20 protein-coding genes are annotated in these 23,067 nt (G+C 44.2%); 18 read left to right on the forward strand and 2 right to left on the reverse strand.

Features of this window, described 5'->3' with window-relative positions; all coding sequences use genetic code 11:
• Positions 1–149 precede the first annotated feature (149 nt).
• Together R8695_RS01325 and bsh are read right to left on the reverse strand one after the other, a co-directional pair.
• Complete coding sequence (locus R8695_RS01325) at positions 150–860, reverse strand: glycosyltransferase family 2 protein (RefSeq protein WP_118509710.1); 711 nt, start codon at positions 858–860, stop codon at positions 150–152.
• 111 nt (positions 861–971) lie between these two features.
• A complete protein-coding gene (gene bsh, locus R8695_RS01330) occupies positions 972–1,949 on the reverse strand; it encodes a choloylglycine hydrolase (protein WP_118509712.1) in 978 nt (325 codons plus the stop codon).
• Positions 1,950–2,325: 376 nt separating this feature from the next.
• Here bsh and R8695_RS01335 point away from each other — a divergent pair, with 376 nt between their 5' ends.
• The 18 genes from R8695_RS01335 to R8695_RS01420 all read left to right on the forward strand — a co-directional run bounded on the left by R8695_RS01335 (position 2,326) and on the right by R8695_RS01420 (position 23,006).
• Positions 2,326–3,342, forward strand: a complete 1,017-nt coding sequence (locus R8695_RS01335; protein ID WP_118509714.1) for a LacI family DNA-binding transcriptional regulator — start codon at positions 2,326–2,328, stop codon at positions 3,340–3,342.
• A 24-nt stretch (positions 3,343–3,366) separates the two neighbouring features.
• On the forward strand, positions 3,367–5,481 hold the full coding sequence (locus R8695_RS01340) for a glycoside hydrolase family 36 protein (protein WP_154780575.1): 2,115 nt from the start codon (positions 3,367–3,369) through the stop codon (positions 5,479–5,481).
• A 389-nt stretch (positions 5,482–5,870) separates the two neighbouring features.
• On the forward strand, positions 5,871–6,749 hold the full coding sequence (locus tag R8695_RS01345; protein WP_118509718.1) for a carbohydrate ABC transporter permease: 879 nt from the start codon (positions 5,871–5,873) through the stop codon (positions 6,747–6,749).
• The gene (locus R8695_RS01350; protein WP_118509720.1) at positions 6,749–7,588 is read left to right on the forward strand and encodes a carbohydrate ABC transporter permease; all 840 of its coding nucleotides are present in this window, start codon (positions 6,749–6,751) and stop codon (positions 7,586–7,588) included. Before R8695_RS01345 ends, R8695_RS01350 begins: the two co-directional genes overlap by 1 nt.
• Positions 7,589–7,676: 88 nt before the next feature.
• On the forward strand, positions 7,677–8,939 hold the full coding sequence (locus R8695_RS01355; protein WP_154780574.1) for an ABC transporter substrate-binding protein: 1,263 nt from the start codon (positions 7,677–7,679) through the stop codon (positions 8,937–8,939).
• Between the two features lie 112 nt (positions 8,940–9,051).
• Entirely contained in the window at positions 9,052–11,406 is a 2,355-nt protein-coding gene (gene yicI / locus R8695_RS01360) for an alpha-xylosidase (RefSeq protein WP_154780573.1), read from the forward strand.
• A gap of 3 nt (positions 11,407–11,409) precedes the next feature.
• The gene (locus tag R8695_RS01365; RefSeq protein WP_154780572.1) at positions 11,410–13,371 is read left to right on the forward strand and encodes a glycoside hydrolase family 127 protein; all 1,962 of its coding nucleotides are present in this window, start codon (positions 11,410–11,412) and stop codon (positions 13,369–13,371) included.
• Positions 13,372–13,580: 209 nt separating this feature from the next.
• Positions 13,581–14,063: a prepilin peptidase gene (locus R8695_RS01370; RefSeq protein WP_118509728.1), complete on the forward strand. Its 483-nt coding sequence runs from the start codon at positions 13,581–13,583 to the stop codon at positions 14,061–14,063.
• 6 nt (positions 14,064–14,069) lie between these two features.
• The gene (locus tag R8695_RS01375) at positions 14,070–15,083 is read left to right on the forward strand and encodes a P-loop NTPase family protein (protein WP_118509730.1); all 1,014 of its coding nucleotides are present in this window, start codon (positions 14,070–14,072) and stop codon (positions 15,081–15,083) included.
• A 7-nt stretch (positions 15,084–15,090) separates the two neighbouring features.
• The gene (locus R8695_RS01380) at positions 15,091–16,281 is read left to right on the forward strand and encodes a CpaF family protein (RefSeq protein WP_154780571.1); all 1,191 of its coding nucleotides are present in this window, start codon (positions 15,091–15,093) and stop codon (positions 16,279–16,281) included.
• A complete protein-coding gene (locus R8695_RS01385) occupies positions 16,278–17,051 on the forward strand; it encodes a type II secretion system F family protein (protein ID WP_154780570.1) in 774 nt (257 codons plus the stop codon). The genes R8695_RS01380 and R8695_RS01385 overlap by 4 nt, the downstream gene beginning before the upstream one ends.
• A gap of 8 nt (positions 17,052–17,059) precedes the next feature.
• Positions 17,060–18,091 carry a type II secretion system F family protein gene (locus R8695_RS01390; RefSeq protein ID WP_154780569.1) on the forward strand — a complete coding sequence of 344 codons (1,032 nt, stop codon included), beginning with the start codon at positions 17,060–17,062 and terminating at the stop codon, positions 18,089–18,091.
• 22 nt (positions 18,092–18,113) lie between these two features.
• On the forward strand, positions 18,114–18,302 hold the full coding sequence (locus tag R8695_RS01395) for a Flp1 family type IVb pilin (RefSeq protein WP_118509738.1): 189 nt from the start codon (positions 18,114–18,116) through the stop codon (positions 18,300–18,302).
• Between the two features lie 32 nt (positions 18,303–18,334).
• Positions 18,335–19,810 (forward strand): DUF5702 domain-containing protein, encoded by a 1,476-nt coding sequence (locus tag R8695_RS01400; protein WP_154780568.1) that lies wholly within the window; start codon positions 18,335–18,337, stop codon positions 19,808–19,810.
• Between the two features lie 194 nt (positions 19,811–20,004).
• Positions 20,005–20,664, forward strand: coding sequence for a TadE/TadG family type IV pilus assembly protein (locus R8695_RS01405; RefSeq protein ID WP_308418848.1), 660 nt, complete (start codon positions 20,005–20,007; stop codon positions 20,662–20,664).
• A 35-nt stretch (positions 20,665–20,699) separates the two neighbouring features.
• On the forward strand, positions 20,700–21,119 hold the full coding sequence (locus R8695_RS01410; protein ID WP_154780567.1) for a prepilin peptidase: 420 nt from the start codon (positions 20,700–20,702) through the stop codon (positions 21,117–21,119).
• On the forward strand, positions 21,110–21,571 hold the full coding sequence (locus R8695_RS01415; RefSeq protein WP_118509744.1) for a TadE/TadG family type IV pilus assembly protein: 462 nt from the start codon (positions 21,110–21,112) through the stop codon (positions 21,569–21,571). The genes R8695_RS01410 and R8695_RS01415 overlap by 10 nt, the downstream gene beginning before the upstream one ends.
• Position 21,572: 1 nt before the next feature.
• On the forward strand, positions 21,573–23,006 hold the full coding sequence (locus R8695_RS01420; protein WP_118509746.1) for a DUF6382 domain-containing protein: 1,434 nt from the start codon (positions 21,573–21,575) through the stop codon (positions 23,004–23,006).
• Positions 23,007–23,067: the final 61 nt, after the last annotated feature.

Consider the following 23,067-nt stretch of genomic DNA (forward strand, 5'->3'; position numbering starts at 1 on the left):
TTTATGTGGGAAGTTATTAACTTGGCGGATTCGCCAGGTTGGGTCAAAAAAGTCACCGCGTGTTCGCGGTGGCTTTTTTTCGGTAGTGGGGAGTTGGGGGATAAGTTACGTTTTGAAATACAGATAGATCAGATTTTGATATTGTCTATCTACATAGATTTCTTCAGGGTGTGGAAGTCCTTTATTGCCTGCCAGCCGATCTTGGTGATCTTTTTCAGGTTGATGGAGTTGGTTCCGGCTCGTCTGGGTTTGAAGGTGATGGGGAGGAAGGTTACTTTTTCTTTGTAGTATACGAAGTAGGTGGTGAACATGATGTTGGGGAGGTTGTAGTTTTTCGGGAGTCGACAGATGTATTTGTTTACCAGGTCTGTGCGCATCAGGCGGAAGGGGGCGTTGGCATCCGGGACTTTTACGTGGAAGATCATGCGAAGGAGGAAGCATACCGTATTTTCTACGAACTTTCGGGATTTTCCGTCACCACGGACTTCACGGTTTCCGATGATGGCATCGAAAGAGTTTCTTTTTTTCCAGAACTGTTCAAATTCTGCAGGGTTGGTCTGTCCGTCAGAGTCAGTCTGGAAAATGTAATCTGCGTGATTTTTGATGGCATAACGGTAGCCGTAGAGCACTGTGGAACCGTGTCCACCGTTGGGTTTATCCAGGGCGATAAGCAGTGGATGATCTTTCATCTGGGCTTTGATAAGCTGCAGAGTATTATCTTTACTGCCGTCGTTAATGATTACCAGGCGGGATTTGCCTTCTTTGTTGTTGCTTTCTACGATCGGGTACCAGTCCCGGATGGTCTGTTCTATATTTTCCGACTCATTATATGCCGGAATTACGATAAATAATGAAGACATAATGGAACTCCTTTTGTTGCTGTATATATTGTCTATCCAATAAGTTGCTTTTATTATACCGTACAGAACCAGAAACTGGCAATGGTTATAATGGCGGATTATTTGTCGAAATCAGTTCTGAAAATGAATGTTCTGTTCTGTAACAACCGGATAACGGATGAGCACATCAGCATCCAGATTCTCATGATGCATATTCACCGCGCTGATCTGGTGGTTTTCGTAAGTGGTGTAGTAGTAGATTCCCTTTGTGGCATTGCAGCAGGAAGTATAAAGGGTAATTTCATATTTACCGTCAGTTACTTCGCAGCATCCTCTCTGTTGGTCCACAGAACCCAGAATATGAAAGAACTGACTGATACTTTCGGATTCAGATTCGCCGGATCTGGAGTTCATTCTGGTAAAAGCTACTCTGGCGAAGCGGGAAGCGGAGGAAAGATCTCCGGGAAGTCCCAGGGCGCCCATGCCGCGGCTGTAGGAAGACAGGTCAAGACCAGGTGCGAAAGTGTTTTCAGGCTGGCGGGGAGACAGGGACATGTAGTTGTTGAGCTGGAACATCTGCTGTGGAAATGGGGGATTGTTGGTGAGAACACCCACAGGGTTGTCATAGATGTGCAGTCCGTCTTTCATGGATTCCACTGTAATGGAGCCGGAAGCATCTGCAATGATCCAGTGAAGCTGAGCGCAGGGGAAATACTCATTGAACGGAGTGTCTGTCAGGTTCATGCCGGATAATTTTTCCCTTGCTTCTGCCAGGCTGGCACACTGGGAAAGAATCCAGGGGATAAATTCGTACTGGGCTACATTTCCCAGGGAATCAGAAGGAGAAGCATAGGCTGCATTTCCTACGAAATTCAGTCCTGCCATTCCAAGTCCCTTTTCGTTGATGGCATCGTAATAAAGGGGATAATCCTCTGCCACATGAGCCATTCCGATGATTGCATAGTGATAATCCAGAGAATCTTTGGCATGACGGAAATGAAACGGATAGTTTCGTGGTGTGATGGTGATCTCGTCTCCATAGGTAAATTCATAATCCAGAGTTCTGCCGAAATAGAAATCCTGAGTTTTATAAGTTGCTGCTGTACACATATATCATACCTCCTGCGACAAAATAAAAATTTCATTGATATAATAGTTTTTGTTTTTTTTGTGAATATTATTACTGTTCACTTCGTGCCCAGTAACACGCTTTGCGATGCACAGAATTTATGCCTTAAGGCATAAATTCGCGCCGTATGTCTCGGGATTTTGGCATATACATGCCAAAACACCTCGCGGAATAGTGGCGTTTGAACAGTAACAGAATATTACCACAAAAGCTGCCAGATATGCAAATGTTGCTTCTTTTTGTACGGAAAAACTTATTGTCAGTGAATAATAAAAAATAAATATAAAAATTCAATTTACTGTAGCTATTTCTGGTCAATATGTATTATACTGAACACAGAAGAGGGGGAAAACTTTTATGGTCACAATAAAGGAAATTGCCAGACAGGCAGGGGTAAGTACAACGACGGTTTCCAATGTTCTGCATAAAAAGAATGCCAGAGTTTCCGCGGAAACCATAGAGAAGGTAGAAAGGCTGCTGGCAGAGAACAATTATATTCCAAGACTGGGACTGAATGCACTGACAAACAGGAGTTCCAGGATCATCTGTATCCTGATCACAACGCCGGAATTTGCCAGAGGATCTGCTTATGAGACACCGTTTTACGGGAATATGCTGGGACATCTGGAGCAGCTTCTCAGAGAAAGAGGATACTATATCATGATCTTTTCGGACAAAAATGTGGAGGAGATCGAGAAGATGACAGTTGGCTGGAATGTAGACGGGATCATTACGATCTCCATGCCGTACAGACACCTGCAGAAGATCGCAGGGTTGTCAGAAACACCTATCGTTTCCATAGACATGGATGAAATGCCGGAGGGAAATGAAACATATTATCAGATTACATCCGAGGATAAAAAGGGCGGCAGAGAGATGGCACGATATCTGATCCAGCAGGGGATAAAAAGGATCGTGTATCTGGCGAATGTAGATCATGGAGCTGACCATTTACGTTTCGTGGGTGTACGTGAGGCAGTACGTGAGGCAGATTGTGAGATTCTTCTGGAAGAGAAACGTCTGCCAAGGGATTATAGAGAAAGAAAAAAATGTTATCAGGATTTTCTGAAATATGTAGGAACAGACACAGCACTGTTTTTCTCCACAGATTTCAATGCAGCAGAGATGATTTCGTTCCTGCATAGAAATCATGTAAAGATTCCTGATGAGATTTCTGTAGCAGGAATGGACGATGATGTGTTTGCCAGCATTGTTTATCCGCGCCTTACTACTATTCGTGTGAATGTAGAAGAGAAAGCAGAGACTGCAGTAGAGGTACTGATGAAGCTGATAAACGGAGAAGAATGCGAAAAGAACGTATACAAGACAACAGTACAGCTTATAAAAAGGGAAAGTGTTAAAACTAAATCATAAAGCATAAAAGAGGAGACCAAAAAAATGAAGGTATTCAAGATTCAGGAAAACGGGATCAATATGGTATGGAAGGTCGCAGATACAGGCTGCGTAAGGCTACTGCATTTCTCTGCACTGCCATTTGATGAGAGAACCATTGTAGACGAATACGAGGAGCAGGGATTCAAACTTCTGGAGTTGGAGGCTGCAGGTTATGACAGACCGGACGAACGTCACGGAACCAAATATATCGTAACTGCGCCGGGCTACAGAATGCAGTATGCAGACCATAAAGATTACCGGAATGAAACAGGACGTAAGCTTGAGATCACCACACAGGATCAGGAATCCGGGCTGCAGGCAGTCAACCATTTTCAGTTTTTCGACGGTATTGCAGTAGTAAGATGCTGGTGCGAAGTTTCCAATATGGGAAAAGAAACCCAGACAATCCAGTATGTATCTACATTTAACTTAAACGGTGTGGAGAAAGAAGGACTTCTTTCCCGTGATGAGAAGATCAGGATCGGCGTGGTACATAATTCCTGGCAGAGAGAGCTTCTTCTGCAGGAATATACACTTCCGGAGGTTGGCCTTCAGAATTCACAGGTCAATATTCCCATCCGTTCTTCCAAGGCATTTGAACTGACCAACACAGGAAACTGGTCCACCAAGCATTATCTTCCTATGGGATACATCTCCAACACAGAAACTGGCAGCATGCTTTTCTGGCAGATCGAACACAACGGTTCCTGGCACAGTGAGATCAGTGACCTGACCAATCATTTGTATCTGCAGATCAGCGGACCTACAGATATCCATTCCCACTGGCACAAAGAATTAAAACCAGGAGAAAGCTTTACCACAGTACCAGCAGGTGTAGGTGCAGTGACTGGTGATCTGGGAGCTATGGCGAAAGAACTCACCAGCTACAGAAGAGCCATCAGAAGAAAGAATAAAGATAATGAGAAACTGGCTGTTATTTTCAACGATTATATGAACTGCCTGTGGGCAGATCCTACCACAGAAAAGGAATTCCCGCTGATTGATGCAGCAGCGAAAGCAGGATGTGAATACTTCTGTATTGATGCAGGCTGGTATGCAGATGGTTTCTGGTGGGATGAAGTCGGGGAATGGCTTCCGTCTGACAAACGTTTCCCGGGCGGGATCAAAGAAGTGATCGACTATATCCGTTCCAAAGGAATGATCCCTGGATTATGGCTGGAACTTGAAGTTATGGGAATCAAATGCCCGATGGTGGAGAAGATGCCGGAAAATGCCTTCTTCCACAGATTCGGAAAGAGGGTTTACGACAGAAGCAGATACCAGCTGGATTTCCGTCAGCCGGAGGTTATCGCCCATGCCAACAGTGTGATCGACAGACTGGTGAATGAATATGGCGTGGGATATATTAAGATGGATTACAATATCGAGCCGGGAGTAGGAACAGAAGTAGATGCAGAGAGTGCCGGAGAGGGTCTGCTTGAACATGAGAGAGCATATCTGGCATGGCTGGACGGCATCTTTAAGAAGTATCCGGATCTGATCATTGAGAACTGCTCCAGCGGCGGTCTGCGTATGGATTATGCCATGCTTTCCAGATACAGTATCCAGTCTACCAGCGACCAGGAAGATTACAGATATTATGCGACTATCGCAGCCAATGCACCGCTGGGTGTTGCCATGGAACAGGCTGCTGTATGGTCTTATCCGAAGTCAGGGGCAGATGAAGAAGAAACGATCTTCAATATGGTAAATGCCCTTCTTCTCAGAGTTCATCAGAGCGGTCATCTGGCAGAAATCACAGATGTACAGAAAGAACTTGTGAAAGAAGCTCTGGATTTTTATAAGACGATCCGTGATGATATAAAAACAGCATATCCATACTGGCCGCTGGGAACTTCCCATTATGATGATAACTGGTCTGCTCTGGCGCTGAACGCAGGTAAGAAACAGTACCTGTCTGTATGGAGAAGAGGAGGATCTGATACTCAGACCATTCCGCTTCCACAGCTGAAAGGCAGAAATGTAAAAGTACGCTGCGCATATCCCCAGAATCGCCCGGTTTCTTATCTGTGGAATGAAGAAGCAGGAACTCTCAGTGTGAAGCTGGAAACAGCTCCATGTGCGAGAACATTTGAAATTGAATGTACAGAAGATTAAGAGATAAGTGGCTGTCCATATACTTGTGCATGTAAATCTGATGCTGTGTATGGACAGCTGTGAAATAATGAAATATATGTAAAAATGCCTATGATTTTGACCGATTGGCAAAGTGACGAAAATGAATATTGTACAAACTCTACAATTTAAACTGGAAAAATAAAGGGTATTTCCAGGGGAAATTAGGCAAGATTTACAAAAAATACTCGAAACAGTCAGAAAAAGGTTATGTAGAAAACCGATAAAAATTTACAAGATTAAAACAAATTATATGTTGACAATTCACATAAAATTGGGTATATTTTAATGCATAAGACAAACAAACGTTGCTGTTATGGCAAAGACAGTAACAAACGTTGCAATAACTGAATAGAGGAGGACAGACAGATATGAAGAGAAAGAAAAAAGAATATCTGGAATGTGCGGCTTTTACAGTTCCGTCATTATTTCTTGTAATGCTGGTGTTTTACATTCCCTTTGTAATGAGTCTTTACTACTCACTGACAGAGTGGAACGGAATTTCCAAAGCACCGAAATTTATCGGGCTGGAGAACTTTAAGAAATTGTTCAGTGGTTCTTCAGATTTCATGCAGAGCCTGATCTTTACCGGCAAGTACACGATCATCTTCATGATCCTGGTAAACATCCTGGCACTGGCGATTGCAGTAGCTCTTGTACAGAAGATCCCGGCTGCGAACGTAATGAGGAGTATGTTCTTCATTCCGTATATTATGAGTATGACTATCGTAGGTTTCATCTGGAAATTCATTTTTTCACAGGGATTTGCAGCACTCTTTGAAAAAACTCATCTGGGATTCTTAAATCTCAGCTGGCTGGGTGACAGTCATCTCGCATTCTATGCGGTGGCCTTTGTAGGTATCTGGCAGGCACTTGGCTTCTATATCGTTCTGTATATTGCAGGACTTCAGGCAGTTCCTACAGATGTACTTGAGGCAGCAGAAGTAGATGGTGCTACTTCCTGGAAGAAATTTTTCAAAGTTACACTTCCACTTCTGGGACCATCCATCACAACATGTGTATTCATGTCCCTGACAAATGCCGTTAAGGTATTTGATATCATCCTGGCACTTACCAAAGGTGGCCCGGGAGGATCTACATACAGTGTAACACTTGATATTTACAGAGAAGCTTTCCAGAATAATAATTATGGTCTTGGATCTGCCAAGGCGCTGGTATTCTTTGTGATCATCCTGGTTATCACACAGCTGGTATTAAAAGCTATGCATAGCAGGGAGGTAGATTTATAATGACAATGGCCCAGAGAAAGAAAACGAAAAAGATAGTTCTTACAATTGTAATGCTTATCCTGGCGTTGATCTATATTTACCCTGTATTTCTGATGGTGATCAACTCCGTGAAGCCGTTCGGCGAAGTTATCATGGATGTAATCGCACTTCCAAGTAAGATCGAATGGAGCAATTACACCTATGTAATGGACAAAATGCAGTATGGCAAGCTGTTCCTTAACAACGTGATCATTACCGTGATCGGTATTGTGGGAATCATCGTATTCTCTTCTATGTCTGCTTATATCATCAGCAGAAAGAAAAACAAATATACCAAATTCGCTCAGTTCATGATCACAACACCTATGCTGATTCCGTTCCAGACTATCATGATCACACTTCTGAAAGTTATGAACATAGTTAATCTTTCCGGAAGCAAGGTAGGACTTGGAATCCAGTACTGGGGCTTCGGTATTCCGATGGCAGCATTTATTTATGGAAACTTCATGTCAACAATTCCCAAGGAGCTGGATGAAAGTGCATTTATCGATGGTGCAGGAACCTTCCGTACCTATCGTTCCATCATTTTCCCGCTTCTGAAATCTGTAACATTTACAGTCATCGTAATCGATGTAATGTGGATCTGGAATGACTTCCTTCTTCCACTGCTTATGGTCAACAGTTCAAACGAGACCAAGACACTGGTACTTTCCGCTTATACATTCGTAGGCCAGTTCAATACTCAGTGGCATTACGCAATGGCAGCCATGGTGCTGGCGGTACTTCCATCCATTATTATCTTTATCTTCCTGCAGAAATACATCGTAGAAGGTGTTGTTGCAGGTGCGGTAAAAGGTTGATGATCTGAAATCTGTAATAATGTAAATGACCGGTTAGTTTCATGCCGGACAGAAATAAAAACAATGAAACCAAAAGGAGGATTTTAAGATGAAGAAAAAACTGATCAGTGTAATGCTTTGTGCAGCAATGGCAACTACTATGTTCTCAAGCGTAGCAGTTCATGCAGAAGGTGATGACGAAGGCGAAATCTATATGTTTATCTCCCAGCCGGAGTATGCAGATGCCATCACAACTCTTATTGATGAGTACAAAAATGTAGAGCCAGGTGTTACTATCAACTACGAGACAACACAGAACGACTATCCTACACTTTTAAAAGCAAAACTTAACTCAGGTGAGTGCCCGGATATCTTCTCCTCCACATCAGGAAAAGAAATCGAAACATATAAAGAATATTCTCTTGACCTTACAGGACAGCCATTAGTTGATGCTATGGACGATAATGTAGCAGCAGCTATGAAAGATGCCAACGGTGAAGGCTGCTATGGTGTAGCGATCAAAGGAAACTACTTCGGACTGATCTACAACCAGGATCTTCTGGATAAGGCAGGCGTTGAAAAAGTTCCGGAAACTATGACAGAGTTAAAAGATTGTGTAGAGAAATTAAAAGCAGCAGATATTACACCATTTACAAGTGGATATGCTGAATGGTGGGTATTTAAACATGTATTCCAGCACTTTGCAGATGCAGCATCTGATGATGTGCAGAAACTGATCGCAGGCTTCGAAGACGGATCTGATTCTCTGAACAACTATCCGGTTCTTACAGATAACTTCTTCGATTTCGTTGATCTTGTAAAAGATAACGGAGATCAGAAACCGCTGGAAACAGACTTAAGTGGTGAAGAAGCAGCATTTGCATCCGGAAAAGCAGCTATCATGGTTGGACAGGGTGCATGGGTTGAGGGCGATCTGATGAAGATTAATCCAGATCTTAAGATTACATTCTCTGGATATCCGGTAGATGAAGATGCTTCTCACTGCCAGGTTATCACAGGATCTGACCAGGCACTTCGTGTAAACAAAGATTCTGAGAACAAAGATATTGTTCTTAACTTCCTGAACTGGTGGTATACATCTGACTATGGTCAGTCATGGTTCACAGATGTTGCAGGTGTAGTTCCTCCGATCAAGGGCGACTTTGATACGGAGTATGAAGTAATCAAACAGGGCTCTGCTTCTGTTGAAGAAAAAGGTGCAGCTCCTCTTGCAGTTATTTACTCTACAGACAGCTTACATCAGGCATTTGGTGAAGCTATGCAGGCATATGTAGAAGGCAGCGCTTCCAAAGAAGATACAATCAGCACAATTGAACAGAAATATCAGGAAATTGACGGGGCTTCAAACTAAGGACTAACAGGTAGAAATGATAACTGGGGGAAGAAGCATGGCTTCTTCCCCTTGTTTTGTATAACAGAGTATAAAAAAGGATTATTTTATAGAAAAGGAGATCACAGACCAAATGAAATTTACAGAGGGATATTGGGAGAAAAATGAAAGAGCAAATGCATCCTATGCATCTCAGGCATTTACAGCAGAAGCAATTCCGGGAGGAATGAGAATCGTTTCTCCGTTCAGACAGATCACAGACAGAGGCGGCGCCCTGGATGTAGGAACTATCACTACAGAATTTACTTCTGTACGTAAAGATATCATCAGTGTAAGAAGCTATCATTATGAAGGTTATGTAAAAGGCGAACCAAGATATGAACTGAATGAGGATCCGCAGGAAACAGAGGTGGAGATCACAGATACAGAAGCGGTAATGAAAGCCGGAAGAATGACAGTGAGAGTAGACTTAAAAGACTTTAAGATCTCCTATGAGGCAGATGGAAAAGTTCTTACAAACATTGGATTCCGAAATCTGGGATATATGCAGTATGACAGAGCTACACTGACCAAGTTCCCGGAACCAAACTATATGGCAGCACAGTATCAGCCATATATGGTAACAGAACTTTCCCTTGATCCGGGAGAATGCGTATATGGTCTCGGAGAAAGATTTACAGCATTTGTAAAGAACGGACAGGTAGTAGATGTATGGAATGAAGATGGTGGTACAGCTTCTCAGATTTCCTATAAGAATATCCCATTTTATGTAACAAGCAAACACTATGGTGTATTCGTAGACCATAGCGACAATGTTTCTTTCGAAGTTGCCAGTGAGAAGGTTGAGAATGTAGGATTTTCCGTAAAAGGTGAAGAAATCCGTTATCATGTAATCTACGGCGATGACATTAAAGGTGTGATTGAAACTTATACAGATCTGACAGGAAAACCGGCATTGCCTCCGGCATGGTCATTTGGATTATGGCTTTCCACATCCTTTACAACCAACTATGATGAAGAGACAACCAATTCCTTTATCCAGGGAATGGCAGACAGAGATATTCCGTTAAGTGTATTCCATTTCGACTGCTTCTGGATGAAAGAGTTCCACTGGTGTGATTTCGAATGGGATTCCAGAATTTTCCCGGATGTACCTGCGATGCTGAAACGTTATAAAGAAAAAGGTCTGAAGGTTTGCGTATGGATCAATCCATATATTGCACAGGGAACCGCATTCTTCAAAGAAGGAATGGAAAAAGGATATCTGTTACAGCGTGCAGACGGAATGGGTGTAAAACAGATCGATAACTGGCAGCCTGGAATGGGACTGGTAGATTTTACCAATCCGGACGCAGTAAAATGGTACCAGAACAAACTGAAAACTCTGCTTGATATGGGCGTTGACTGCTTCAAGACAGACTTCGGTGAAAGAATTCCTGTAGATGTGAAATATTATGATGGATCTGATCCTGTATCCATGCATAACTACTATACATACCTTTATAACAAAACTGTATTCAGCCTCCTGAAAGAAGTAAAAGGAGAAGGAGAAGCCATCCTTTTCGCAAGAAGTGCTACAGCAGGTGGACAGCAGTTCCCGGTTCACTGGGGCGGTGACTGCTCTGCAACCTATGCTTCCATGGCAGAGAGCTTAAGAGGCGGTCTGTCCTTCACATTATCAGGATTCTCTTTCTGGAGCCATGATATGGGTGGATTTGAAATGACAGCAGCACCGGATGTATACAAACGCTGGCTGCAGTTCGGCCTTCTTTCCACACATAGCCGTCTCCACGGTTCCAAGAGCTATCGTGTACCGTGGCTGTTTGATGAAGAAGCAGTAGATGTTTGCCGCAAGTTTACCAAGCTGAAATTAAGATTACTTCCATATCTGTACTCCATGGCTGTGAAATCACACAGAACCGGTATTCCGTCCATGAGAGCAATGATCATGGAATTTAACGATGATCCTGCAGTAAAATATCTGGATATGCAGTACATGTTAGGTGACAGCATTCTGGTAGCTCCGATCTTCAACAAAGAGAACCATGTAGAATATTATCTGCCGAAGGGAAAATGGACTCATCTGTTAAGCGGAGAAGTAAAAGAAGGCGGCAGATGGTATGAAGAAACCTATGACTTCTTCTCACTGCCTGTATTCGTAAGAGAAAATACTCTGCTTTCCATCGGCGCAGTAGATACGACTGTTGATTACGAATTGGAGAAAGATGTACAGATCCAGGTTTACGAGCTGAATGAAGCAGGTTCCTGCGAAGTTGTGACACGTAAAGGTGAGACAGCATTTATGGTAAATGCAGTCAAAGAAGGAAACAAACTCACACTGGAAACAACTAAAGAGAATCCGGGAATGACTTATCTTCTCAGAAACATTCACGAGGTTTCTGCAGTTGCAGGTGGCAGCGTAGTGAAAGATACAGAAGAAGGTATCATCCTGGCACCGGAAGGATGCAAGCTGGAGGCTACAATCTAAATTATGGAAAATAACAGAATTCTTCAGAAGGGGGAGTGCGTGATTCGCAACTCCTTCTGGAACAGATATATTGATCTGGTGAAAAACAGCGTAGTCCCATATCAGTGGGATATTCTCAATGACAGAAGAGAGGACGCAGAACCAAGCCATGCCATTGATAACCTGCGTATTGCAGCAGGGGAGATGGAAGGACATTTCTACGGACAGGTTTTTCAGGACAGTGATGTGTATAAATGGTTGGAAGCCGTTGGAAATATTCTGATGCTTGAAAGAGATGAAGAACTGGAAAAACAGGCAGATTCTGTCATTGACCTGATCGCGAAAGCACAGGAAGAGGACGGTTATCTGGATACTTATTTCTCTATCGAGGAACCGGACAAAAAATGGACAAATGTACTGGAATGCCATGAATTATACTGTGCAGGCCATTTCATTGAAAGTGCAGTAGCTTATTACAGGGCAACCGGAAAAGAGAAGATCATTCAGGTAGCATATAAGCTGGCTGACTATTTGGACACTGTTTTCGGACCGGAAGAAGGGAAACTTCACGGTTATCCGGGACACCAGGAGATTGAGATCGCACTGATCAAACTTTATGATCTCTCTGGAAATGAGAAGTATCTGAAACTTGCCGGATACTTCATCAATACCAGAGGAACCAACCATTTCTTCGAGGAAGAATTTGAAAAGAGAGACCATGTCAGCTTCTGGGAGAAAGCCAGAACACCGGAACCCAACAGATATTATAATCAGTATCCATATAATTATTACAATCAGTTCCAGAGCCCTGTAAGAGAGCAGAAAAAGGCAGTAGGACATGCAGTACGAGGTGTCTACATGTACACTGCAATGGCTGATATGGCTGCGAAAACAGGAGATAAAGAACTGTTTAAAGCGTGCCGCACGATCTGGGACGATATTGTAAACTGCCAGATGTATATCACAGGCGGTATCGGTTCCACCAATTCCGGTGAGGCATTTACGAAAGATTACGACCTGCCGAATGATACCAATTATTCAGAAACCTGTGCATCCATCGGTCTGATCTTCTTTGCCCAGCGTATGCTTATGACAGAGACAGATTCCACTTATGGTGATGTGATCGAACAGGCACTTTATAATACAGTACTTGGCGGTATGAATTATGAAGGAAACAGATTCTTCTATGTAAATCCTCTGGAATCTGTGCCGGAAGTATGCTATGACAACACACAGCGTCATCATGTAAAACCGGAAAGACAGAAATGGTTCGCATGCGCATGCTGCCCTCCGAACATTGCCAGACTGATTGGTGGTCTGTGGGATTATATTTATACAGCAGCAGAAGATACTGTAAATGTACACCTGTATATTGCAGGCGATGCGAAAGTACAGGTGGGTAACAGCATCCTGAACATTACTCAGACAACTTCTTATCCTGAGAATGGCAGAATTCATTTCAAGGTTCAGGCAGATACAGACCGTGAGATCACATTGGCGCTGAGAATTCCGGGATGGGCAGAGCACTACACACTGCGCCTGAACGGACAGGAGCTTACACCGGATAAAGTGGAGAAAGGCTATGCCTATCTTACACGCCCGTGGGCAGAAGCTGCGGAACTGGAAGTAGAATTTGACATGCAGCCGCGCTTCATGTGTGCCAACAGAAAGATCCATTATGATCTGGGACGTACAGCCATTATGAGAGGACCTGTGGTTTACTGTCTGGAAGAAGTGGATAACGGCAAATATCTGGATGAGCTTTCTGTGGATACACAGGCAGGCCTGACAGAAGAGAAGAAAGAAGAATTCGGCGGATTTGTAGCACTGAAGGCGCAGGGAAGCAGGCTTCACGTGCCGGAAACAGATCAGCTTTATATGAATTATAATGCCAAGAGAGAGAAGGCAGAACTCACTGCAGTTCCATATCATCTGTGGAATAACAGAGGACTGGGCGAAATGCAGGTATGGGTGAAGGCTGAATAATCTGGCAGCAACAGTTTATAAAATTTTTAGACTTTCGACAAAAAATAGGACTGGACAAATCATTTGTCCGGTCCTATAATAATATTCACCAGAGATCTTCTGGTAATTCAATCCCGCCAGCTCGGCGGTAAATTCCACTTTATTTTTATGAAACACATAAGAGAGAATAGGGAGGTGATGCGTATGTATTTTTTCACCTTTTTCCTGTGATGATCGCGTGGACTGCCATGATCATGGATCTGAGGACTGCCAGGATCGATAACGGCTGGATCTTGTTTTCCATGGCTGTGGGAGCTGTCTGCTGTACAATGGAAAAAGGCATTGCCGGAATGTTTTTTTACGCTGCAGGAAGCAGCATACCATTGATCCTGATCATTTTGTTTGGATTTGGCATGCTGGGTGCAGGAGATATTAAACTTTTCTGTGCACTGGGAGGTGTGATGGGCACCGCCGGCATTCTGAAATGTATTCTTGTTTCCTTTATTCTGGGAGCATTCATTTCAGTTCTGATCTTAATGTTCAGCCGCAGTTTCTGCGAAAGAATCCTCTACTTCATTTACTATATCGGGCAGACTGTCCGGGAAAGGAAAGTAATACCTTACCGCAGGAAAGACATATCTGCTTCGGAGAATTTTCATTTCACCGTTCCGATCTTTCTGAGTGTTGTGTTATATGCGGGAGGTGTTTATTAAAGGAAATTGAAGAAAAATATATTCGCAGTCTGCGATCTGGAGGTAGATTATGCCCTGAATTTCATGGACTATCTCAATCAGAAAAAGAATATCCCTTTTGAGATACAGGTATTTACAGCAGTAGAGAACCTGATCGCCTATGGGAAAAAGACACGCATAGAGTTGCTGTTGATCTCCGGACGTGCCATGTGCCGTGAAGTCCGGGAATTAGATATTGGGAAGATCATCATTCTGTCGGAGGGAGTACATTCTCCGGAGCTTGATACCTATCCCAGTGTGTATAAGTATCAGTCTTCTTCTGATGTGATCCGTGAAGTGATGGAGTGCTACGGGGCCGAGAAAAAGACAGTCCCCGGGCAGTACACAGTGCTGAAAAAGACCACGGAGATGCTGGGTGTTTTTTCTCCGCTGGGGCGTTGTCTGAAAACTTCCTTTGCGCTGACATTAGGGCAGATACTTGCGAAAGAAAGAGCAGTGCTTTATCTGAATCTGGAAGAATATTCCGGGTTTGAGGAACTGATGGGGAGAGGATTTGCCCATAATCTGAGTGATCTTCTCTATTATGTACGGCAGGATAATCAGAATCTCATCCATAAGATGAACAGCATGGTCCAGAGCATCAATAACCTGGATTATGTTCCTCCTGTACAGACACCGGCAGATATCAGAAGTGCAGCGTGGAAAGACTGGGAACGGCTTCTGCAGATGATCAGTACAGAAAGTTCTTACGAGGTGATCGTTCTGGATATAGGGAATGGCATTGATGAGAACTTTCAGCTTCTGGATCTGTGTAAACGGATCTACATGCCGGTGTTGTCTGATGCCGTTTCCATGTGCAAGATTGCGCAGTTTGAGAATCTGGTACGCATATGGGATTTTCCACAGATCCTGGAGAAGACTGTACGGATCAGCCCTCCTTTCCATATGGTCAGTTCGCCTTCACCTGCCTATATCGAGCAGCTGATGTGGAGCGAACTGGGAGATTATGTGCGGGAACTGATCAGAAAGGAAAAAGGATGAATGACGAATGAATAACGAAACATTTCGTATACTCCGGCAGATGCTTATGGAACAGCTGGATCTGTCCAGAGAGCTGACGGATAAGGAGATTCTGGAACAGATTGATGAACTGCTTCTGGATCAGGGGCAGGAGGTTCATATTGCTTTGAAAGATAAGGTGATCCTGAGGCAGGAGCTGTTTTATTCCGTCCGTAAACTGGATGTGCTTCAGGAACTGGTGGAGGATGAGTCTGTAACAGAGATCATGGTGAACGGACCGGAGACTATCTTTATAGAGAGAAACGGTAAACTGATGAGATGGCACAAGAGTTTCACATCCAGAGAGAAACTGGAAGATGTGATCCAGCAAATTGTCGGGAAGTGTAACCGTGTAGTCAATGAATCTATGCCTATTGTGGATGCCAGGCTGGATAATGGTGCCAGAGTGAACGCAGTGGTTTACCCGGTAGCGTTAAACGGGCCGATCCTGACAATCCGGCGTTTCCCGGAACACCCCATTACAATGGAGAAACTTATAGAACTGGGGAGTATTACTCAGGAATGTGCACAGTTTCTCCAGAAACTGGTAAATGCCAGATATTCCATGGTCATAGGCGGAGGAACCGGCAGCGGCAAGACGACTTTCCTGGCAGCACTGTCAGAATACATTCCCAGGGATGAACGACTGATCACCATAGAAGATAATGCAGAGCTTCGCATCCGTGGGATTGAGAATCTGGTGCGTCTGGAAGCAAAGATGGCCAATATGGCAGGTGCTCCTGCTGTTACCATTCGTGATCTGATCCGGTCGGCATTGCGTATGCGGCCGGACAGGATCATTGTGGGAGAGGTCAGGGGCGGGGAAGCGATGGATATGCTTCAGGCACTGAACACAGGGCACGAAGGGTCACTGTCCACAGCGCATGCCAATTCAGCAGAGGATATGCTGTCACGTCTGGAAACCATGGTCCTTATGGGAGTGGAGCTTCCACTGGAAGCCATTCGCAGGCAGATCGCATCCGGCGTGGATATCCTGGTACATCTGGGGCGTATGCGGGACAGATCCAGAAAGGTGCTGGAAGTAACCGAAGTGTGCGGCTTTGAAGACGGACAGATCCGGATCAGGCCGCTGTATCAATGGCAGGAGGGGAAAGGGCTGGTAAAGACTGCACCCCTTCTCCATATGGAAAAACTGGAAAGAGCAGGGATTGAACTATGAAAGGGAAAGTAAAAGAACGATCATACAGGAAAACAGATTATGAACAGTATCATTTTTCAGTAAAGGAACTGGTGAAATATCTGGGGCAGGCGGCAGCTTTATGTATGGCAGCAGATTACTTGTTTTACAGAAATCTGTGGCTGCTTATGTCTATTATTCCGGTTTCTGCCTTTTATCTGAAATGGCAGAGAAACCGAATGATCCGGGAGCGCAGGAAAAGACTGAATTATCAGTTTAAGGATGCACTCACTTCTCTCAGTGTGGCTGTGCAGGCCGGATATTCAGTGGAGAGTGCGGTGATGTCCTGTGTACGGGATCTGGAACGCCTTTATGGAAGAGGCGCAGATATTGTGGAGGAATTCCGGTATATTGAGAGTCAGCAGCAAGTGAGCGTACCCCTGGAAGAACTGTTTATGGATCTGGGTGAGCGAAGCCAGGTAGAAGATATTGAGAATTTTGCATCTGTTTTTTATACGGCGAAGAGAACAGGTGGAGATATGAACAGAGTGATCCAGAAGGTGGCGCGGATGCTGGGAGACAAGATCGATGTAAAGAAGGAGATTGAAGCGACACTGGCTGCGAAGAAATCAGAGCAGATGATCATGAGTTTCATGCCTGCAGGAATCATTGTCTATCTTCAGATGACTTCGCCGGGATTCTTAAGTGTTCTTTATGGAAATCCCTTTGGAATTGCCGCAATGAGTATCTGCCTGGCTGTTTATGGAACTTCTTACTGGCTTGGCAGAAAGATCGTAGATATAGAGGTATAACAAGAAGAATGTGGGTACATATTGCCGTTTTTGGTATGATCCTGGCTCTGTATGTGGGATGGAGAAAGGGCTGGATCCCATCGGAAGGTATCGGCGGAAGAGAAGGAATAAGGCTTTTTATCACAGTTGCCCTGGCAGGCAATGTGCTGGGAATGCTTCTCACAGCAGGAGGCAGCGGACAGGTGTACTCCCGGGGATATCGACTGGAAAAGGAGGATACAGGATCTTATGAGAAGGAATTCATGGTATCCGTGGATGGAGAAGAAGCAGGCACCCTGCACATTCAGGTACCGGAAAAAGAATCTGAAGAACAAAAAGGACAGGAACAGAGTCAGGAACTGACACAGGAAGAACAGGAGAAAAAGGATCTTGCAGAAGAAGTTGCCAGATATAACGAAGAGAAGGCAGATCCGGATTATTACTATCTTCCTGATGAGATTGAAGGAAAAACCCTGACATGGGAAACTCCGGAAGATACTTCCGGAAGATTGCTGACAGGCCTGTTTCTGGCTGCGGCTATGGTTGTTCTTGTTATGAAAGGAAGAGAAGAACAGGTTCAGATCCAGAAACGATATGAAGAACTTCTGATGGATTATCCTGGCCTGATCATGAAATTTACTCTTCTGGTACAGGCAGGAATGACTGTGCGGAAAGCATTTCAGAAGATAGCAGCAGATTACAGGAGAAAGAAAAACAGGAAACCAAGAACTGCCTATGAAGAAATCCGTACAGTCTGCTATGAAATGGAGAGCGGAGTCTCGGAAAGTGAGGCATACCGAAGATTCGGGGAACGATGTGGTCAGGCGAAATACAAAACACTGGCTACACTTCTGATCCAGAATCTTCAGAAAGGAAGCAGCCAGATGGCAGATATGCTGGAACGGGAATCTGTGGAAGCATGGGAAGAGCGTAAGCGGAAAGCCAGAGTTCTGGGCGAAGCCGCGGCTACGAAACTTCTGTTTCCCATGATGCTGATGCTGGTGGTAGTTATGGCCATTGTGATGATCCCGGCATTTCTTTCCTTTTATGGAGGAACCTGAGATATAAGAACGGAGGGGAAATATGAAACAATTGAAACAACTGAAAAGACTTCTGTGTAATTTCGCAGAAGAAGAGGACGCGGTAGGCGTTGTAGAGATCATTTTGATTCTGGTGGTCCTGATTGGACTTGTTATTATTTTCAAGGAACAGCTGACGAATCTGGTCAGAAGCATTCTTTCCAAAATCGCGAAACAAAGTAACTCTATTTGATGAAATAACTGCAGGGAGAAGGTGTACTCAGAATGAAAAACAATGGAAAAAAGGCAAGTATCACTGTTTTTCTGGCATTGATCTTAAGCCTTTTACTGTCTCTTATATGTACCAGTATCCAGTCTGTACGGATGGCATCTTCCAGAATGCAGATCCTCAATAGCATGGATATAGGACTGTATTCGCTGTTTGGCCAGTATGACAGAAAGCTGCTGGAGGATTATGAGCTGCTTGCATTGGATGGTTCCATGGGCGGAGGACGGCTGAATCTGGCGGAGATCTGTAATAATCTGGAGTCTTATATGAAACCTGTACTCAGCCAGAATGGGAGAAAATTGAAACTGAAGCAGAGCGGACTTACAGGATACAGCCTTCTGACTGATCATAACGGAGAGGTTTTTTACCAGCAGATTGTACAGTATATGAGGGACACTCTGGGAAGTCAGGGAGTACAGCTTCTCCTTAACAGAATGTCAGAAAGAGAAAGAAAGACACAGGAAGCAGATAAGAATGCCAATACAGCAGAATCAGGTGATACAGTAGAAAACTATGATTCTGCCATGGATAAGGCTGCCCAGGAAAGTAAGAATGCACAGGAGATTCCTAAAGGGGAATTCTCAACAGGACAGGGAAATAACTCTGTAGTTCAGCCTCCATCTGCAGTGAAGAATCCTATTACAGTAATAAAGAGAATTATGAAAATGGGCGTTTTGGAATTGGTGCTTCCCCCTGGAAAAGGGATTTCCGGGAAAGAAATAAATACAGGCACTTTGCTTTCGGGCAGAGAGCAGCAGAAGGGAATGGATATGCCGGATGGGACTACAGCAGAAAACAGCTATACAGCCAGCATTCTTTTTCAGCAGTATCTGCTGGATCATCTGGGAAATTATACAGATCCGTCCACTTGTGGCCTGGCATATCAGATGGAATATATTTACGGAGGAAGAGACAATGATATGGATAATCTGAAGAGTGTGGCGGCGAAACTGCTGTTTATCAGGGAAGGAGTAAACTTCGCCTGTCTGATGGCAGATACCGGGAAACGTGCGCAGGCAGAGGCACTTGCAACAGCTATAGCAGCAGGCTTTCTGGTTCCTCCGGCAGCAGTGGTGATCGAAACGGCACTTATTCTGTGCTGGGCTTTCGCAGAGAGTGTCCTGGATGTAAGGGAACTGTTCGCAGGGGGCAGGATTCCGCTGGTAAAAACTTCAGATCAGTGGCAGATTTCTCTGGTGAATTTATCAGAACTGATGTCGGGTCTGGATACATTCAGGAGAAGTGATGACAGTGGAATGTCCTATGAGGACTATCTGCAGGTTCTGATCCTGACAGTGCCCAAAGGAAAAAAAGTTCTGCGTTCCATGGATATGATAGAGAATTCCATACGCAGCCAGGGCAGACCTCATTTCTGTCTGGATTCCTGTATCGTGGCGCTGGAAGCCTTTGCAGATGTGAATGCGGAGAACAGAAAAGATTTTCAGGTAATCCGTCAGTATGCCTATGAATAAAAAAGTGTAGAAAATATGCGAAATATGAAAAGAGGTGCGAAAAGATGCTTTTGCAGAAGGAAATGGTGAAATGCGTAAAAGAAATCAACGAAAAGGAACTCAGTAAAAAAGAAAATCAAATAAAAGAAAGGAGTAACTGCTCTCTGACAACAAAAACAATCTTTTTTCCCCCGAAAAAAAGATACAGGCCTTCTGTGAAAGTATCTTTTTGCACCTCTGTATGGCGAAGGGCGAGTCTGGCTGTGGAAACTGCACTGGTACTGCCGCTGTTTCTTATGGGCGCAGTGACCATGATCTCGTTTATGGATATCTACAAGGTTCAGACGGAGCATCTGAGCAGGCTGTGTGATAAAGTGAAACAGGCGGGAATGTATGCTTATCCTGCAGGACAGAACAGTCTGGAGAATATTGTACTGCCGGATATTTATTCCTATGAACCTTTCGGCGGGCTGGTTCCCCTGCCGAAAATGATCACCTGTAATCAGGTAAAAGTTCATGCATGGGTCGGAAAGACATATGAAGACACAGGAGAAAATCAGGAAAACATAGAAAATATGGTTTATATTTCGGAAAGCGGAAGTGTATATCATAAGAATCCGGGATGCAGTTACCTGAATGTGTCACTGCGGCAGGTATCAGGGAGCTCCATACTGTCCATGAACAATGCACATGGAGAGCATTATACTGCCTGTGAAACCTGCAGCAGAGGCCAGGAACCTGCAGGCGTTGTCTACATTACAGGTCAGGGGAACAGGTATCATAATCTGGAGTCCTGCAGTGGGTTGAAGAGAACTGTAAAGCTGGTAAAGGAATCTGAGGTTTCAGGAATGGGTCCGTGCAGCAGATGCGGATGATGATAAATATAAAAGAAAGGCAGGACAGGGGATTTATGATAAAAGAAGGGGTTGTACTGGTATTTCTTGGAATCAGTACCTGGACGGATCTTAGAAAGAGACAGGTGTCTCTGATCATTACCGGTCTTTTTGCAGCAGCAGGGCTGGGATGGATGTTGTATCAGGGAGCACTCTCAGCAGAAATTCTGCTTTCTGTCGGCCCGGGAATGTTTTTCCTGGGATTAAGTGTTCTTACAGGAGGAACTGTGGGAATGGGTGATGGATGGATCATAACTGCACTGGGAATATTTCTGAAACCGGAAGAATTGTATGAAATGCTTCTGGCAGCAGTCCTGATCAGCGCTGCCTGGTCTGGAATCCTGATGGGGATTTTTAAAAAGAAAAGAAATACAGAGATCCCTTTTGTGCCATTTCTGCTGGCCGGATATGCAGGAGGTTTATTTTTATGGAAATAAAAAGCATCAGAAGAACAAATACTGCAAAATTACAGAAAGGAAGCCTGACTGTGGAAGCCGCGTGCGTGATGCCGGTGATCCTTCTGACTTTAACAGGAACACTTTATCTCTGCTTTCATGTACATAACAGGGCATGGCTGACTTCAGCGGCTTATGAGTCTGCATTATGTGGAAGCATGGAAGGAATAAAAAAGAATGGATCTGCCTGTGATGCGGCCAGGATGCGCAGTGAAGAACTTGGCAGCACGGGATTTTTCGGGACAGAAAATCTCACAGCACAGACGCATGTGGGGAAGGAAGTGCAGGTTACATATGATCTGGATACGGTTTCTCAATACGGCAGTTTCTCCTGGCATGTTCGTGCAGAAGGAAGGGCCAGAATAACAGATCCGATGAAGTATATACGAAAGATCCGTGCAGCAGCTGCGATCCTGAAAGGAAGGGAGGGATAAGGTGAAAACAGAGTATAAAAGAGACATGAACCATAATTACCTGATCCTTTATGGGGAAGAGGAGATCAATACAGATTCCTATCAGGTGCGGATGCTGGTAGGAAATATCATTCCCTCTCTTCTGAAATGCCGGATACAGGGAATGGACGGGAAATTTATGGTGTATTTCGATATTACATCCAGACAGGCGCTGAACAGATTATATGAAGAGAAGAAAATGGGGATCGAAGATCTGAGACGCATTTTCGGCGGATTCGTAAAGGTGATGGAGGATACCGCAGAGTATCTGATGAATCCGGGACAGCTGGTACTGGCACCGGAATACATCTTTACAGATATGGAAGAGGGGCAGGTTTATTTCTGCCTGATGCCTGGATATGACAGAGATATCAAAGAGCAGTTTCAGGCACTTACGGAATACATTCTGCCGAAAATTGACCATGAAGACGGCGTTGCAGTTATGCTTGGGTATGGAGTTTACAGAAGAGCGATGGAGAACAGTTTTCATCTGGAACATATTAAAGAAGAATTATATAAACTTCCTGAAGAGCGGGAAATTCCGTCAGCAGAAGAAAAGGATCTGTTCGGGGATGAACAGAGAATGGAGCCGGAAGAAAAGGATCGGTTGGAGAATGACAGAATAGAATTTGTGCGTGAAAACAGAGCTCCGGAGATAAAGAACAGTGCAGGGCAATCTCTACGGAAAGTACTGCCGGCAGCAGTCAGTCTTGTTATTCTGGCAGGTATTGCAGCAGCTACGGTGATGGGGTATCTGCCATATCTGGAAACAGGAGTTTTACTGGGGGCAGCGCTGCTGATACTAATGGCGGCGATGGGAATTTCATGGATCATGAAAAGGCGGACAAAAGAAACGCCTTCTTCTGCACAGAAATCCCGGAGGCAGAAAGAAGGACAAACAGAATACGGAGACTCAGAACTTTTCGGGAAAAACAGTGATTTTCTGCATAAAAAAGAATCTCCAAAAGTATTCGAGAGAACAGAAAATAATGGAAATGCAGAGCTATTTCAGGAAGAAAGAAGCGTATATGGAGGCATGGAATCTGTTCAGAAAGAAAAAAAGAGTATGTGTAATGGGAATTTCGGAGAAACCATGGTTCTTTCGGCAGCAGTAACGTCAGGTCCGGCAAGTTTCGTAAGCAGGGAACCGGGAGAACTGGCAACTATATATCTTCAGGAAGACCTGACAGTGGTAGGAAAGCTTGCCAATGCCTGTGATGCAGTCATAGATCTTCCCACAGTGAGCAGGATCCATGCGAAGATCCGGAAAAAAGAAGAGGGGTATTACCTTACTGATATGAATTCCAGAAATGGAACTATGGTAAACGGCCGCCTGCTCCTGCCGGATGAAGAGTACAGACTGCAGAATGAGGATGAGGTGGATTTCGCCCAGGCAAGATATGTGTTTCTGGAATAGAGACATGTCTGTTAAAGAATAAAGGTTTTGTAAATTCTTGCGTTTTTTGGTACAATTACAG

It is taken from the genome of Blautia luti (genome assembly GCF_033096465.1).
Taxonomy (GTDB): Bacteria; Bacillota; Clostridia; order Lachnospirales; family Lachnospiraceae; genus Blautia_A; species Blautia_A luti.